12 protein-coding genes are annotated in these 14956 nt (G+C 55.7%); all 12 read left to right on the top strand.

The genetic code is table 11. From position 1 onward, the window contains the following. The first annotated feature begins 2 nt into the window (after nucleotides 1-2). Nucleotides 3-1151, top strand: coding sequence for a carbohydrate ABC transporter permease (locus ACR0EV_RS05550; protein WP_480799167.1), 1149 nt, complete (start codon nucleotides 3-5; stop codon nucleotides 1149-1151). A gap of 9 nt (nucleotides 1152-1160) precedes the next feature. Further along, on the top strand, nucleotides 1161-2816 hold the full coding sequence (locus ACR0EV_RS05545) for an alpha-amylase family glycosyl hydrolase (RefSeq protein ID WP_480799166.1): 1656 nt from the start codon (nucleotides 1161-1163) through the stop codon (nucleotides 2814-2816). A gap of 3 nt (nucleotides 2817-2819) precedes the next feature. Next, a complete protein-coding gene (locus ACR0EV_RS05540) occupies nucleotides 2820-3902 on the top strand; it encodes an ABC transporter ATP-binding protein (protein WP_480799165.1) in 1083 nt (360 codons plus the stop codon). 80 nt (nucleotides 3903-3982) lie between these two features. Then, nucleotides 3983-4732 carry a sugar phosphate isomerase/epimerase family protein gene (locus ACR0EV_RS05535; RefSeq protein WP_480799164.1) on the top strand — a complete coding sequence of 250 codons (750 nt, stop codon included), beginning with the start codon at nucleotides 3983-3985 and terminating at the stop codon, nucleotides 4730-4732. Further along, nucleotides 4732-5778, top strand: a complete 1047-nt coding sequence (locus tag ACR0EV_RS05530; RefSeq protein WP_480799163.1) for a LacI family DNA-binding transcriptional regulator — start codon at nucleotides 4732-4734, stop codon at nucleotides 5776-5778. Before ACR0EV_RS05535 ends, ACR0EV_RS05530 begins: the two co-directional genes overlap by 1 nt. A gap of 22 nt (nucleotides 5779-5800) precedes the next feature. Continuing rightward, nucleotides 5801-6550: a basic amino acid ABC transporter substrate-binding protein gene (locus tag ACR0EV_RS05525; RefSeq protein ID WP_171671166.1), complete on the top strand. Its 750-nt coding sequence runs from the start codon at nucleotides 5801-5803 to the stop codon at nucleotides 6548-6550. Between the two features lie 65 nt (nucleotides 6551-6615). Continuing rightward, complete coding sequence (locus ACR0EV_RS05520; protein WP_480799162.1) at nucleotides 6616-8262, top strand: amino acid ABC transporter permease; 1647 nt, start codon at nucleotides 6616-6618, stop codon at nucleotides 8260-8262. After that, nucleotides 8259-10244, top strand: a complete 1986-nt coding sequence (locus tag ACR0EV_RS05515) for a beta-galactosidase (protein ID WP_480799161.1) — start codon at nucleotides 8259-8261, stop codon at nucleotides 10242-10244. The genes ACR0EV_RS05520 and ACR0EV_RS05515 overlap by 4 nt, the downstream gene beginning before the upstream one ends. 126 nt (nucleotides 10245-10370) lie before the next feature. Next, on the top strand, nucleotides 10371-11495 hold the full coding sequence (locus ACR0EV_RS05510) for an extracellular solute-binding protein (RefSeq protein WP_480799160.1): 1125 nt from the start codon (nucleotides 10371-10373) through the stop codon (nucleotides 11493-11495). 117 nt (nucleotides 11496-11612) lie between these two features. Continuing rightward, entirely contained in the window at nucleotides 11613-12725 is a 1113-nt protein-coding gene (locus ACR0EV_RS05505; RefSeq protein WP_480799159.1) for an ABC transporter ATP-binding protein, read from the top strand. A gap of 12 nt (nucleotides 12726-12737) precedes the next feature. Continuing rightward, entirely contained in the window at nucleotides 12738-13658 is a 921-nt protein-coding gene (locus tag ACR0EV_RS05500) for an ABC transporter permease (protein WP_480799158.1), read from the top strand. Continuing rightward, nucleotides 13655-14926, top strand: a complete 1272-nt coding sequence (locus ACR0EV_RS05495) for an ABC transporter permease (protein ID WP_480799157.1) — start codon at nucleotides 13655-13657, stop codon at nucleotides 14924-14926. The genes ACR0EV_RS05500 and ACR0EV_RS05495 overlap by 4 nt, the downstream gene beginning before the upstream one ends. Nucleotides 14927-14956 lie beyond the last annotated feature (30 nt).

Here is a 14956-nt window from a genome sequence, read left to right as displayed (position 1 = left end):
CCATGAGCGATATTGCAGGTACCAAACCGGCGCTCAGATGGGTTGTGCACCTTTCGGTCATCTTTCTTGTTGTGCTTTGGGTCATTCCAACGTTGGGACTCCTGGTCTCGTCCTTTCGAACTGCCGACCAGATTTCATCCAGCGGTTGGTGGAGATCGCTGTTTCCGTCCGAGCAGAACCTGACGCTGCGCAGCGCTGCGCCTGAAACACAGGTGTTGGAAAACGGCGTATACGTGATTGAAGGCCAATTGTTTGACGCGGGAGAGCAGGCAAAAATTTCGAGCTGGGGCATCAGTGCGCGTGAAGTCGATGCCTTTGCGCCCGGCCAAACGGCTGAACTACGCCGAGGTGGTACGATCACTGTGGATGCTGATGGTAATTACAAGATGGAAAACACCGAAGAGTTTTCTGGAAACCGCGGCGCTCGCATCTTTGTCACAGCCGAATTGCCGCCCGAATTTACCCTGGACAACTACCAGAAAGTTCTTTTGGATCAAAGCAGTACGGACAGTATGGCCAAGGCATTCTTCAACACTTTGACCGTAACGATTCCTGCAACGATCATCCCCATTCTTGTGGCCGCCTTCGCAGCATATGCGTTGGCCTGGATGGATTTTCCCGGCCGCGCGTTGTTGATCGCGGCGGTTGTTGGACTGTTGGTGGTTCCGCTTCAACTGGCCCTGATCCCCTTGCTGAAGTTTCACCTGAATATTGGGATCGGCAAGGGCTACTTAGGTGTTTGGTTGGCCCATACCGGGTTCGGGATGCCGCTGGCGATCTACCTGCTGCGCAATTACATGGCGGGGCTTCCGCGTGACCTGATCGAAAATGCCCGCGTCGACGGTGCCACCGAGTTCCAGATCTTCACCAAACTGATCCTGCCGCTCAGCTTCCCGGCGCTGGCGTCTTTCGCGATCTTCCAGTTCCTTTGGACATGGAACGACCTGCTGGTTGCGAAGGTCTTCCTGATCGATGCGACCGGCCAGACGACCGTGATGACCAACCGCATCGTCGAGCTTTTGGGGACGCGAGGTGGCAACTGGGAAATTCTTGCGACCGCTGCGTTTGTCTCGATCTTTGTGCCGCTGGTCGTTTTCTTCGCAATGCAAAAATACCTGGTCCGGGGCCTATTGGCCGGATCTGTAAAATAGAGGCGTCTGATGAACGTGCAGAACAACCTTGAACACAGCAAAGCAACGAAACTGTCTTCGGATTGGTGGCGCGGAGGGGTGATTTACCAGATCTACCCGCGCAGTTTTCAGGACAGCAATGGGGACGGGATCGGTGATCTGAAGGGCATCACCACGCGGCTGGACTATATCGCATCGCTGGGTGTCGATGCGATCTGGATCTCACCGTTTTTCAAGTCACCGATGAAGGATTTCGGCTACGATGTCAGCGATTATCGTGATGTCGATCCAATGTTCGGAACGCTGGAGGACTTCAAAGAGCTTCTGGATCAGGCCCATGCCAAGGGTCTGAAGATCATGATCGATCTGGTTCTGTCGCACACGTCGGACCAGCACCCTTGGTTCAGCGAAAGCCGCAGCAGCCGTGAAAATCCGAAATCCGACTGGTATGTGTGGGTTGACCCCAAGCCGGATGGCACGCCACCAAACAACTGGCTTTCGATCTTTGGCGGCTCTGCGTGGCAATGGGACTCTCGTCGCCTGCAGTACTATCTGCATAACTTCCTGACATCGCAGCCGGATTTGAATTTCCATTGCCCGGATGTTCAAGATGCTTTGTTGGACGTCGCACGGTTCTGGCTGGATCTGGGCGTAGATGGTTTTCGGTTGGACACAATCAATTTTTACTTCCATGATAAGGAACTGCGCGACAACCCAGCCCTGCCGATGGATCAGCGCAACGCGTCGATTGCACCTTCTGTCAATCCGTACAACCATCAGGATCACCTGTTCTCGAAAAGCCAACCCGAAAATATCGCGTTCCTTGAAAGGCTGCGCGCGCTAACGGACGAATACGAAGGCCGCGCGTGTCTGGGCGAAGTCGGCGATGCGCAGCGCGGACTCGAAATCATGGGCGAATACACCTCGGGTGATAAGCGGATGCACATGTGCTATGCGTTTGAATTTCTCGAGAAACGCGCGCTGACAGCCAGCTACACCAAACATGTCTTTGATCAATTGCAGGCCAAGGCAGGGGACGCGTGGCCCTGTTGGGCGTTTTCGAACCATGACGTACAACGCCATGCTTCTCGCTGGAATTTGGATGACGCTGCGGTCCGGCAGCACGCGGTTCTCATGATGTGCCTGCGCGGCTCGGCTTGCCTTTATCAGGGCGAAGAACTGGGTCTGCAGGAAGCGGATGTGCCGTTTGAGAAGCTGCAAGACCCCTACGGCATCGAGTTTTGGCCGGAATTCAAGGGCCGCGACGGGTGCCGCACGCCGATGGTTTGGCAATCGCAGGACGAACAATCAGGGTTCAGCACAGCGGACCCATGGTTGCCGGTCAGCGCCCACCAGGCGGAGCAAGCGGTGGACCGGGCCGAGGCGGACCCGCAGTCAATGCTGAACCATTATCGTCGCGCCATCGCTCTGCGTCAGGCGCACCCGGCTTTGTCATCTGGACGTCTGTCTGAGATGAACGAAATAGGCCCGGTTCTGACTTTCCTGCGTGAGGATAGTTACGAGCAAATTTTCAGCGCATTCAACCTCGGATCAGACACCGCAGAGGTGAAGGTGCCGGACGGCGATTGGCAGACTATCGGTCTGGAATTGGATGGCATTGAAGGCGGAAGTTCAATCACTTTGGCGGCTTCACAATTCTGCCTGATGCATCGGAAGAAGGGGTAAGGCATGTCAGAACTTAACCTTACAGATGTCGCCAAATCTTATGGCCCGGTAGATGTCTTAAAAAACATAAACCTCGACATTGAGCAGGGCGAATTGATCGTTTTTGTTGGCCCTTCCGGCTGCGGCAAATCCACTTTGCTGCGGATGATTGCCGGGTTGGAAAAGATCACTGGCGGGACGCTGGAAATCGAAGGGCAGGTCATGAACGATGTCCCGCCCGCGCAACGTGGCATTGCGATGGTGTTTCAAAGCTACGCCCTGTATCCCCATATGACTGTGCGTGAGAACATGGCTTTTGCCTTGAAAATCGCCAAGATGCCTGCATCCGAAATTGATGCAGCAGTCGAACGTGCAGCCCAAATCCTTCAGCTCGAACCATTTCTTGATCGTCTGCCCAAAGCCCTGTCCGGTGGTCAGCGACAGCGCGTTGCTATCGGGCGTGCGATTGTACGCGATCCAAAAGTTTATCTGTTCGACGAACCGCTCTCAAATCTCGACGCGGCTCTTCGGGTTGCCACACGGATCGAAATCGCGCGCCTGAAAGAGGCCATGCCCGACAGCACCATGATTTACGTGACCCACGATCAGGTCGAAGCCATGACGCTGGCCAGTCGGATTGTGGTACTGGCCAACAAAGGTATCGCGCAGGTGGGCACGCCGCTTGAGTTGTATGAAACGCCCGACAACGAGTTTGTGGCCCAGTTCATCGGCTCGCCGTCAATGAACCTTCTGCCGGGAACGATCACCGGAACGGGGACGACAACGACTGTGGAGCTTGCTTCGGGCGGCACCGCCGTTTCCGCGATCCCGACGGAAGACGGCGATCAGGGCAAGCAGGTCAATATCGGGGTGCGCCCCGAAGATTTCGTCACGACAGACAGCACTGCGATCCTTACAGGGAAGGTCGATTTCACAGAAGCTTTGGGTGAGGTCACGTTGTTGTATTTCGAGAAAACAACGGATTCTGACGCGCCAATTGCCAAACTGCCCGGTGTTCAGAGGAATATGCGCGGGCAGACAGTTTCCGTCACTGCGCCCCCTGAAAAAGTGCATTTGTTCCATAACGGCGTATCAATGCGAAAGTGACGGCACTGGCCGTTCAACGCGACGCTTGACAACGTCGCGTCTCCTAATCCACCTTAATTGAAACGTTTCAATGGTGGGAAATGAGGGTTTCAGCGCAGCTTTATACGGTCCGGCAGTGCGGTGATCTGACAGATCAGCTGCGTCTGATTGCGGGTTGCGGCTTTAGTGATGTCGAAACCACCGGACTGCATGAATTTCGCCCGCAGCAAATGGCGCGCATCATTCATCAATCGGGCCTTGTAGTTCGGTCAGCGCATTTCGATTGGGAAGAGTTCGAAACACGCTTCGATGAGATTGTCGAACTCATGGTGCTTCTGGACTGCCAGGTGGCCGTCATGCCTTGGCTGGCGCCCCAGGTGCGGCCCGACACTGCCCGGGGATGGATGGCAGTGTCGGGCCAGTTGTCTGAATGGGCGGACCAATTGGGCGAACAGGGCGTCCGTCTGGCCTATCACAACCACGATTTTGATCTGGTGGGAAACCCCGGTGAAACGCCTCTGGATCTAATACTTGCTAAAGGGAACGTCTATTGGCAGCCGGATATCGGCTGGCTTCAAGCAGCCGGCCTGAACCCCGCTTCAACAATCTCGCTCCACGCGGATCGAATCCTGTCGGTCCATGCAAAAGACGTCGATCCAGACGCCGGCTCAGGCGACGAACGTTGGCGCGATCTGGGTGAGGGCGTTGTGGACTGGGGGGCCACATTAAATGCCCTCGCGGACAGCAATTGTACCGATCTGTTTGTAGAACATGACGAAACTTCAGATCACAAACGCACGTTGAACACAGGGCGGACGTTCCTGACCGAACAGCTGATCGGGGCCACCTGATGGCACGGGCGACGATCAAATCGATTGCCAAGAAGACTGGCTATTCTGTTGGCACGGTCTCGAACGCGTTGCGTAATGCCCCGTCAGTAAAACAAGAGACGCGGGAGGAAGTTCAAAAGGCCGCCGCCGCCCTAGGCTATCGCGTCAACCTGGATGGGCTCAAGCTGCGCACCAACAAATCCTATCGGATCGCGGTTTTGGTGAGCGTGTCGGAAGAGTCCGCCGAGGAATGGGAAGGCGTAGAATTCACGCGTATTTTGGCCGGAATATCTGGCGCGGTTCAGGGATCGCGCTATCAATTGAGCGTTTTCAGCATAAGCGAAAGCGACACGGAACTAGAGACCTTGCGCTCAATCGTGCAAGAGGGTTTGGCCGATGGCGTGATCTTCTCGGGCACCCGTGTGAATGACCCACGCATCGCATACTTGCAGGCCAAGGGGTTCCCCTTCGTCACATACGGTATGAGCGACAGTACCCGGCCGCATGCCTATGTGGACCTCGACAGTCAGGCGGCTGCCTTCGATGCGACCGCGCGACTGATCCGCCTGGGTCATCGTCGGATCGCATTGATCAACCCACCTGACGATCTGATCTATGCGCAGCAACGCCTCAAGGGGTATGCAGATGCTTTGTCAGATGTAGGGATTGGTTTCGACCCGACACTGGTAGAAACTGGCCCAACGACGGCAGAGTCAGGCCAAATTGCCTTTGCTGCGCTTATGCAATTGCCGAACCCCCCAAGTGCCATGATTTGCGCCAACGAGGCGATGACCCTTGGTGCCTTGTCAGCTGCAGCCAAAACAGGGGTTAGGGTAGGACAGGACGTTGTGGTCATTTCAAACGATGACCTGAAACTCAGTCAGTACTTTGTGCCCCCGCCCAGCACCTATTACCTACCGATTGGTGAAACGAGCCGCCTTTTGGGAGAGTTCATGCTGAAAGCCTTGGACGGAGCCGAACCGCCAGAGATTCAAAAAAAGATCAGGGCCAAATTGATCGAGCGGCAACCTGACACGCCTGCGTCACAAAATGCGCAAGTAACCTAGACCAACAAAGGAGAGACCAAACATGTTCAAACACTTAATTGCCGCGGCGACGCTTGCCGCGATGACAGCGCCCGCAGCGTTTGCCGCTGATCTGGAAGGTCGAGTGCTCAAGATCGGGACTGACGCGACTTATCCGCCGATGGAAACCGTGGATGAAACAACCGGTGAGATTGTAGGCTTTGACGTTGACGTCATGAACGCCATTTGCGAGCGCGTGAACTGCGTTCCAAACTTCGTCAACACAGCATGGGATGGCATCTTTGCAGCCCTTCAGCAAGGCGAGTTCGATCTGGTGATCTCGGGCGTCTCAATCACGCCGGAGCGAGAAGAAACAATGGATTTCTCCGAGCCATACATTGTGGTCAGCCAGGCGATCCTGCTTCAGGTCGACAATGCGGACATGACGTTGGACGATTTCAAGGCGGGTGGTCAAAAGCTTGCCGCACAAACTGGAACAACCAACGCGCAACTGGCCGAAGAACTGGTGGGCCGTGAGAATGTCAGTCTGTACGACAACTTCTCTGCTGCCATTCTGGCGCTGCAAAATGCAGATGTGCAGGGTGTGATCATCGACGGCACCTCTGCATCCGCATACGAGCAGGAATTTGCTGGCGAACTGACCGTCGGGATAACCGGTCTGCAATCCGACCCGCTGGGTATCGTGTTTCAGGAAGGCGACCCAACCGTCGACGCAATCAACACTGGCCTCGCCGCCATCAAGGAAGACGGCACGCTGGACAAGCTGATGGCCCAATACTGGGGCACCAACTGATCCCCTGAACACCTACAGCCCCGGCGGAGTTTATTCGCCGGGGTTTTGACTTAGCGGAGAACCCCATGTCGCGCCTGAGCTCGATCCGCCCGAGCAACCTCGTGTTGCTCGCTGCCGCGCCGTTCATAATTTACCTGTTTGCCACCTCATCCAAATATTTGCGATCTCTGGTCGCCATCCTGGGGATCGGCAACAATGCGGGCCCTATCTTTGTCGGGTTTTTGCTGATCCTGACAACGGCGATCCTGGGCTATCTCTGCGCCCGCCACTCTCGTTTCCAGTTGCAGGCACCAGCCTGGTTGCGTGTCGCTGCAATAGCGGCATTTCCGGCTGCGGTCGGGCTGTCGATCCTTTCCTTTGTTGCGCCTCAGGTTCTTTTGCCCTTTGCCGAATCAGTGTTTTTTCATGCACTTAGCGAAAACACTTCAACTTTGATTGACCGATCCAGTCAGACCTGGGTGCTGTTCCCCGAAGTGGTAACTCAGGTCCAGACAGGTTTACAGGTTTTGCTGGCGATCTACGCGGTGGTCGTCGCACTGTGCTTTGTGTCGGGCCGTCTGGCCAATCCATTGCGCAGTTATGTGCAACTTGGTTTTGAGGTTTTGACCGGGGCTTCTTTGTTCTACCTGATGTTCATGGCCCATTGGCAATTCGCCACCGGGGTTGCGATCACCTTCCGCGCGGCGATCTTTGCGTATATCTTCGCCGCCATCCTTGGGCTTATCTGGGTTGGGCTGCAATCATTCAAACCCAAAGCGCGTACAACGATGGTCTATGGTGCGATAAGCTTGGGCCTGCTGGGTGTATCGACCTTCTTCTTCATGCAGCCGCAGGTGAACTATGTCCTAGTTGGCAGTACGGACGCCCGCATTGCCATTGTGCGCGGCACCCCGCAGGCGCAGGCCGACATCATCCGTTTCGGCGAATTCGAGGGCGGCGGAGAACAAAACTATCGCATTCGCAGCGCAACAGACGCAGCTGCGGCGCTTGAGCAAATCGAAACTGTAGACAGCGTCTCGGGGGCATTTGTCCCGGTTGAGGCGCACACTCGGGGTTATCCTGTGCTCTGGCAAACCAGCTTTTTGCCGGACAAGTTTCGCAATCCGGCGCTGGCTTTTGCAGTTTTTGGCTTCCTGCTTCTAACGCTGACCATAGGCGGAGCGCAGCATAAATTGCACCCGCTTGCTGTCGGGGCCGAGTTCTTTGTGGATACCATCCGTGGCATCCCGATGCTGGTGATCATTCTCTACATAGGTCTGCCGCTGGCCGGTGCGGTCAAGGACGCCACAGGCGGCGGCATAGACATGACAAACATGACGCGCGGCATCATCGCCATCTCGGTGGGCTATTCCGCCTATATGGCCGAGATCTTCCGATCTGGAATCGAAGCGATCCCTAAAGGGCAATTGGAAGCGGGCAGTTCTCTGGGGCTGTCTCGTTGGCAAACTGCACGGCTGATCGTCCTGCCGCAGGCATTGCGGATTGTGACACCGCCTTTGGGTAACGAATTCATAGCGATGATCAAGGACACCTCTCTTCTGTCGATCCTGTCGGTCCGGGACATGACCCAGAGAATGCGAGAGTTTCAGGCCGCCAGTTTCCTGCCATTTGCTCCGTTTAATACAGCGGCCATTCTTTATGTTGTGATTACATTAGGATGCGCCAGCTTCTTGAAGTGGATCGAGCGACGCACCGCAAAGGACGATAGATGAGCAAGCTTGAACTGGGTGTTTGCTATTACCCCGAGCAATGGGACCGGTCCCAATGGCGCGACGACGCCCGGCGCATGGTCGAAATGGGGTTGGATTGGGTGCGGATCGCCGAATTTACCTGGGGTCTGATCGAACCCGCACGCGGGCAATTCCGTTGGGATTGGCTGGACGAGGTGATCGAAATTTTGGGAGACGCCGGTCTGAAGGTCATGATGTCGACCCCCACGGCCGCCCCGCCAAAGTGGCTGATCGACGAGCACCCCGAAATTCTGCCAGTTGGGCCTGATGGTCGGGTCAGAGGTTACGGCGCGCGCAGGCATTACTGCTTTTCCAGCGAAATCTATTTGTCCGAAGCCCAACGGATCGCAACCGAATATGCCCGCAGGTATGGAACAAACCCTCATGTCCACGCCTGGCAGATCGACAATGAATACAATGACCACGATACAGTGCTTAGCTATTCAGAAGCGGCACGCATCGGATTTCGGCAATGGCTGGAACAGCAATACGGAACTATCGACGCGTTGAATCAGACATGGGGAACGGTGTTTTGGGGATCGCTCTATTCCGCGTTTGAGCAAATCGAGTTGCCAAACGGCCTGGTCGCTGCACCGAACCCAACGCAAGCGTTGGACTTCATGCGTTATTCTTCAGACAGGGTACGTCTGTTCAACAAAACGCAAGTCGACATTTTGCGGAAATTTGCTCCGGGCCGCGAGGTCACGCACAACTTCATGGCCGGCAGTTTCGAGTTTGACCACCATGCCGTCGCCGCAGATTTGGATGTTGTCGGATTTGACAGCTATCCGTTGGGGAACCTGATGGGTTCGACCTTGTCCGATGACGAAAAGCGTCATTACCTGCGAGCCGGTGCCCCGGATTATCAGGGTTTTCACTGCGATCTGTATCGCAGTCAGGGACGAGGCCGGATGTGGGTTTTGGAACAGCAGCCAGGGCCGGTGGACTGGGCGGTTAAGAATCCTGCTCCGGCTGAGGGAATGGTTCGGCTTTGGACTTGGGCGGCTTATGCGCATGGGGCGCAAGCAGTTATGTTCTTTCGCTGGCGACAAGCAAAATTTGCACAGGAACAATACCATACCGCCTTGCTGCGCTCAGATAACAGTCCGGATCAAGCCGCAACAGAACTGGCTCAGATCGTGAATGATCGCAAGGCGCTGCCCCCCGTTGAACGGTGCAAAGCCGAGGTGGCGATACTGCTGGACTATACTTCGATCTGGGCGGCGGACATCCTGCCACATGATGAGGACTTTCCGAACGCGCATATTTTCCGAGAATGGTATGCGAGCTTGCGCCAGCTTGGCGCAGACGTCGATTTCCTCGGGCCGGAAGATGACCTGGATGGCTACTTGCTGATCCTTGTTCCTCAGAGCATGATTGTTAGTGCAAACCTTGCCGCCAGAATTTCTGATTCGGGTGCGAAATTGGTGATCGGGGCGCGGTCCGGCAGCAAAACGCCTTGGATGCATACCCCCGAAAACCTCGCACCCGGTGCTTTGGCCGCGCTGACCGGAGTTCGTGTGACCCGTGTCGAGTCTCTTCCACACTTGGCGCGAGAGACTGTGCAACTGACCGACGGTCAACGGTTTGCTTTCTGTGGATGGCGCGAGATTGTCGAGACCAAGGAATACGTTCTTGCCCGCTTTGACAGCGCCTATTGCGACGGAAGCCCCGCGGTCGTTCGATCAGACCGGGCAATCTATTTGGCCATGGTGCCACGCGGCGAGTTACTTTTGTCCATTTTGAAGCAGGCAATGGGATGGGCTGGTGTAAGCACTTTGGAATGCGATCCCGACATTCGTATGACCCGACGCGGTGATTTGTATTTTGCGTTCAACTTTGGCGACATTCCGAAACACTTGCCCGTCGGAGGGCATCGCACATTTTTGATGGGCACTGACCCAGTAGGCGTTGGGGATATGACGGTTTGGCAAGAGGATGTGTCGGCCAAAAAATCAATTTAGACGTGTTCTGGTTAGGAACTGGACTTAAGATTTCTCAAAACTGTCACTTTTGGACTGCCGAACTGACACGGAAAGTCCTATAAACAAAAAATAAAAACAATACAGTCCATCAATGGGAGAATTCTTATGGCTGATAAATCGACTCTTTCCAGACGCTCGGTGCTAAAAGGCGCGGGCGCAGCTGCTTTGGCGGCACCGCTGTACAGCAAGAGCGCGCTGGCGTCGTCGGGTGAGATTAACATTCTGATGTGGTCGGACTATCTTCCGCCCAGCTTTATCGAAGAGTTTCAGACCCTGACCGGCATCAAAGTCAACTACACCGGCATCGGTTCGAACGAAGAAATCATCAACAAGATGAAGGCCACCAAGGGTCAGGGCTTTGACATTGTCTCGCCCACCAACAACCGCTCATTGCAGTGGGAACCTTTGGAGCTGCTGCAACCCTTTGACATGAACAAGGTTCCGATTGATCTGGTGAACCCCGCAATGGCCAAGATCGGTACTGACGCCTGGGACTTCGGCGGATCTGGCGCGCACTGGCTGCCGCATATCTGGGGCACAGAAGGTATCGCGTACCGCACCGATTTGTGGCTGCCAGAAGGTGATGCGCCGTCTTATGGCGACGTCTGGTCGGAAGAAAACGCGGGCAAGACCATGGGCCGCGCGCATTCGATGATGCTGGGTGCAGGTCTGTTCATGGAGCGTTCTGGCGAAATGGAGCCCGGCTCGGTCTGGGCTGCGTATGGTGATGAAGAAACCATGCGCAAGGTCTGGGGTCAGATCGCCGACTGGTGTATCGCGCGCAAGGATCGCATCAAGCTGATCTGGAATGACGCCGATACGCAGAAGAACGGTCTGCTGAACGAAGGTGTGATCGTTGGCCAAACCTGGGACGGCCCGCCACTGGCGCTGAAGTCTGCTGGTGAACCCGTGCATTATCAAGCGCCTGTCGAAGGTGCGATGGCCTGGGTCGACGGTATGTCGATTCCAACAGGTGCTGCGAATATCGACCAGATCTACGCGTTCATTGACTTCGCCTATCAGGCCAAGCCTGCTGGTGTTGCCATCGACAGCCACGGCTACAACTCGCCGGTGCTGGGTGCGGATCAGTATTCGGGCGACACCTACAAGAAGAACTTTGCCGAAGCCTACCCGGGCGACTCGCTTGCCAACCTCAACCCGTGGCCGGCCGAAGCTCCTTGGTATGCTGAAACACGGACCGAGTTCGTCAACAAATTCAAAAGCGCTTAACCGTTTTGAAAAATCGCCCTCCGCGAAAGCGCGGGGGGCTACAATCTGCGCGCCGTCCCGGCGTGACGGAAAGCAATGCGGTGCGAGGACAGTGCGCACCTCAGGGAGATACCTAAAATGAGTGCAGGGGTCGGCGTCGATCTGGAAAACCTGTGGATCCGTTTCGGTGACTTCGTCGCTGTACGGGACGCGAATGTGAACATCAACGGGGGCGATTTCTTCTCGTTTCTCGGCCCGTCGGGCTGTGGCAAAACGACGATCCTGCGCGCCGTTTCAGGTTTTCTGGAGCCTAGTGAAGGCAAGGTACTGATCGGCGGCAATGATATGCGCGGTATCGGCCCAAACAAGCGACCCACAGCGTTGATCTTCCAGAACCTGGCGTTGTTTCCGCTGATGAAAGTGTGGGAAAACATCACCTTCTCGATGGAAATTAAAGGAGCCAGCGCAGCCGAACGTCGCAAGCGGGCCGATGAGCTTCTGGACATGATCGCACTGCCGGGACAGGGCGACAAACTGCCCAGCGAACTGTCCGGCGGACAACGCCAGCGCGTGGCCATTGCCCGTGCGCTATGTGCAGAGCCTGATGTGCTGCTTCTGGACGAACCTCTGTCGGCATTGGACCTGAAACTGCGTCAGCACATGAGGACCGAGCTGCGTGAGATTCAGCAACGGGTTGGTATCACCTTTATCTATATCACCCACGATCAGGGTGAGGCGCTGACGATGTCAGACAACATCGCGGTCATGCGTGCAGGCGTGATCGATCAGATTGCGGACGGTAAAACCATCTACAACGATCCGAACACCGCATTCGCGGCCTCGTTTGTTGGCGAAAACAACGTGTTCCGCGGTAAAATTAAACAAGTCATGGGAAATGAAGCGCTGATTGCAACCAACCGATCGGGTGAACTGGTGGCGCGCATTTCTACGGCCAATCAGGGCAAGATGAAGGAGGGCGACGACGCGATGATGTTCGTGCGCCCCGAAGCCTTTGCCATCGCCCCCGATGGCGCGTCGGGCGACCATTTCGTTACAGCGCGGGTCAACCATGAAGAGTTCGAGGGCAACGTCTTTAACATCTTTACCGAAGGCGAAGGCGGGAAAGAGATCAAAGTCTCGATCCCGAACCACGGTCAGTCTTTCGAAGATCACACTGGTCAGAACATCACGTTGGAGTATGAGACGCAGAACGCCGTCATCGTGCCCGCGGGTGAGCTGGCTGCAGAATAAGGGGACGGATTAATGCCCCAGTTTCTAAAAGAATTCTTCAATCGCAATGGCACTGGCATGGGGTTGGCGATCTTGGGTCTGGTTCTGTTCTGGACCATCGGCCTGATTATCCTGCCGCAGCTATCGATGCTGGACTTTTCGTTCCGTCCGAACCTTCCGCCGCCCGAGATCGGCGGACCCAAGGACGTGTATACGCTGGAGAACTATAAGTACCTGATCTATGGCCCGGAAGGTGGCAGTCAGGACTACAACACAGTCGATCTGAGGGTGTTTTTCCGCACCCTTATTGCAGCGGTTTGTGTGACGATCTTCAACCTGATTATCTGTTATCCGATTGCCTATTATCTTGGGCAGTCGAAAGGCAGCCATATCCGTATCTTTGCGATCATGCTGATCATTCCCTACTGGATTAACGAGATCCTGCGGGCCTTTGCTCTGCGGATCATCTTCGGTGAAACCGGTGTGTTGAATACGCTGTTCATGGGGCTGGGTATCTGGGACACACCGTTTGATTTTATCCGAAACGACATCGCCCTCTATGCCGGTCTGGGTTACGCCTATATCCTTCTGATGGTCTTCCCGATGTATAACGTCATAGAAAGTCTCGATAAAAACCAGATCGAGGCCGCCCGTGACCTGGGTGCGCCGTGGTGGCGGATTCACTGGCGCGTCGTCATCCCTTATGCGAAGCCGGGGATCAGCTCGGGCTGTACCATGGTGTTCATGCTCAGTGCCGGTGCGCTGGCCGCGCCTCAGATTCTGGGCGGACCGTCGTCGCTGTGGTTCACGCAGCTGATCTATCAGCAGTTCAACGACAACAATGACTGGCCGCAGGGTGCAGCCTACGCCATCGTTCTGTTGGTGACCTGTATCCTGTTCGTGCTGGCCGTCATGCGCCTGTTCAAAGTGAACATGGGGGATATCGGGAAATGAACAATTCCTTCCTCCGTATAAGCGTCTGGGCTTACCTGGCGATCTTCTTCCTGTATCTGCTGGGACCGCTTGTGATCATGTCGATCACCGCGTTCAACTCATCCGGTTTCCCAAGAATGAGCCCATGGGAATGTCTGACCTTCCAGTGGTTTGGTGAGTTGTTTCAGGACCAACGTATCCTGAACGGCATCAAGAACTCGGTGATTGTCGGTCTGGGGACAGTGATCCTGTCGGTAGCAATGGGACTAGCGGGCGCGTTGATGCTGACGCAGATCTGGCCCAAGCTGCGCGCGACCTACTATACGATCATCATTGCGCCAATCCTGATCCCCGGCGTGGTTCTGGGTATCTCGACGCTGGTGTTCTGGGACCGGATCAACCGGATGCTGGGGCTGGGTGCGGATAGCTTCCTGTCGAACGGTATCTTCCTGACGGTGATCGGCCAATCCACCTTTATTGCAAGCTATTGTATGCTGGTACTGGTGGCACGGTTGCAGCGCTACGATGTTGCCCTGACCGAAGCAGCATTGGACCTTGGGGCCAGCCACGCACAGGCTTTCCGCAAGATTCTGCTGCCGTTCATGCGCCCGGCGATTGCCTCGGCGGCGGTGCTGGCGTTCCTCGCCTCGTTCGAGAACTACAACACCACCACATTCACGTTTGGTGAGTACCCGACCCTGACGATCGAGTTGGCGCAGAAGGTCCGCTACGGCATCACGCCTGCGATTTCAGCGCTGGCGTTCATCATTGTGGCGCTAACGGTGTTCTTTGCTTTGCTGAATGAAGCGAAACTCAAGCGTCAGGAACTGGTGGCAGCAGCACGTAAGAACGCGACGGTTGAGGAACTGGCAGGCAAGATCAAATTGCCCAGCTTCTTTGCCGGAAACGCTGCGGCGGTTCTGGTGGTTGTGTTTGCGATTGCAACGATCACAGTCGTCGGCACGGCAACGGCCTACGACCCCGGTCAGTGCATCGCCGACGTGCGCGAGCAGAAGCAGCTGGAGGCCGAACAGCGCATTCAGGAACTGCGCAAGCAGCGTGAAGAACGTCGCCAGCAGCGCGAAGCCGAAGAAGCTGAACAAGGTGGAGCGCAATCCACGCCCAAGCCATCAAACAACAGTGGCTTTGGAAACGTGTTTGCCCCGAACTCTCTGGGCGGAGACGAAAGCGAAAACGACGATGGTTCGTCCGAGGCCGACCCGGCCCCAACGAACAACAGCGGGTTCGGAAACGTCTTCGACCCCAACAGCCTGCAAAACGACAACTAGCGTCGCAGGTTGATAGCCAAGGCATCCGCC

The sequence above is a fragment of the Ruegeria sp. CF8 genome (assembly GCF_056537285.1).
This window is presented reverse-complemented; position numbering and strand designations above follow the sequence as displayed.

What these genes read in the sequence shown, in the direction of transcription:
- ACR0EV_RS05550 (WP_480799167.1), top strand. Translation starts at nt 3, where the DNA reads ATGAGCGATATTGCAGGTACCAAACCGGCGCTCAGATGGGTTGTGCAC.
- ACR0EV_RS05545 (WP_480799166.1), top strand. Translation starts at nt 1,161, where the DNA reads ATGAACGTGCAGAACAACCTTGAACACAGCAAAGCAACGAAACTGTCT.
- ACR0EV_RS05540 (WP_480799165.1), top strand. Translation starts at nt 2,820, where the DNA reads ATGTCAGAACTTAACCTTACAGATGTCGCCAAATCTTATGGCCCGGTA.
- ACR0EV_RS05535 (WP_480799164.1), top strand. Translation starts at nt 3,983, where the DNA reads ATGAGGGTTTCAGCGCAGCTTTATACGGTCCGGCAGTGCGGTGATCTG.
- ACR0EV_RS05530 (WP_480799163.1), top strand. Translation starts at nt 4,732, where the DNA reads ATGGCACGGGCGACGATCAAATCGATTGCCAAGAAGACTGGCTATTCT.
- ACR0EV_RS05525 (WP_171671166.1), top strand. Translation starts at nt 5,801, where the DNA reads ATGTTCAAACACTTAATTGCCGCGGCGACGCTTGCCGCGATGACAGCG.
- ACR0EV_RS05520 (WP_480799162.1), top strand. Translation starts at nt 6,616, where the DNA reads ATGTCGCGCCTGAGCTCGATCCGCCCGAGCAACCTCGTGTTGCTCGCT.
- ACR0EV_RS05515 (WP_480799161.1), top strand. Translation starts at nt 8,259, where the DNA reads ATGAGCAAGCTTGAACTGGGTGTTTGCTATTACCCCGAGCAATGGGAC.
- ACR0EV_RS05510 (WP_480799160.1), top strand. Translation starts at nt 10,371, where the DNA reads ATGGCTGATAAATCGACTCTTTCCAGACGCTCGGTGCTAAAAGGCGCG.
- ACR0EV_RS05505 (WP_480799159.1), top strand. Translation starts at nt 11,613, where the DNA reads ATGAGTGCAGGGGTCGGCGTCGATCTGGAAAACCTGTGGATCCGTTTC.
- ACR0EV_RS05500 (WP_480799158.1), top strand. Translation starts at nt 12,738, where the DNA reads ATGCCCCAGTTTCTAAAAGAATTCTTCAATCGCAATGGCACTGGCATG.
- ACR0EV_RS05495 (WP_480799157.1), top strand. Translation starts at nt 13,655, where the DNA reads ATGAACAATTCCTTCCTCCGTATAAGCGTCTGGGCTTACCTGGCGATC.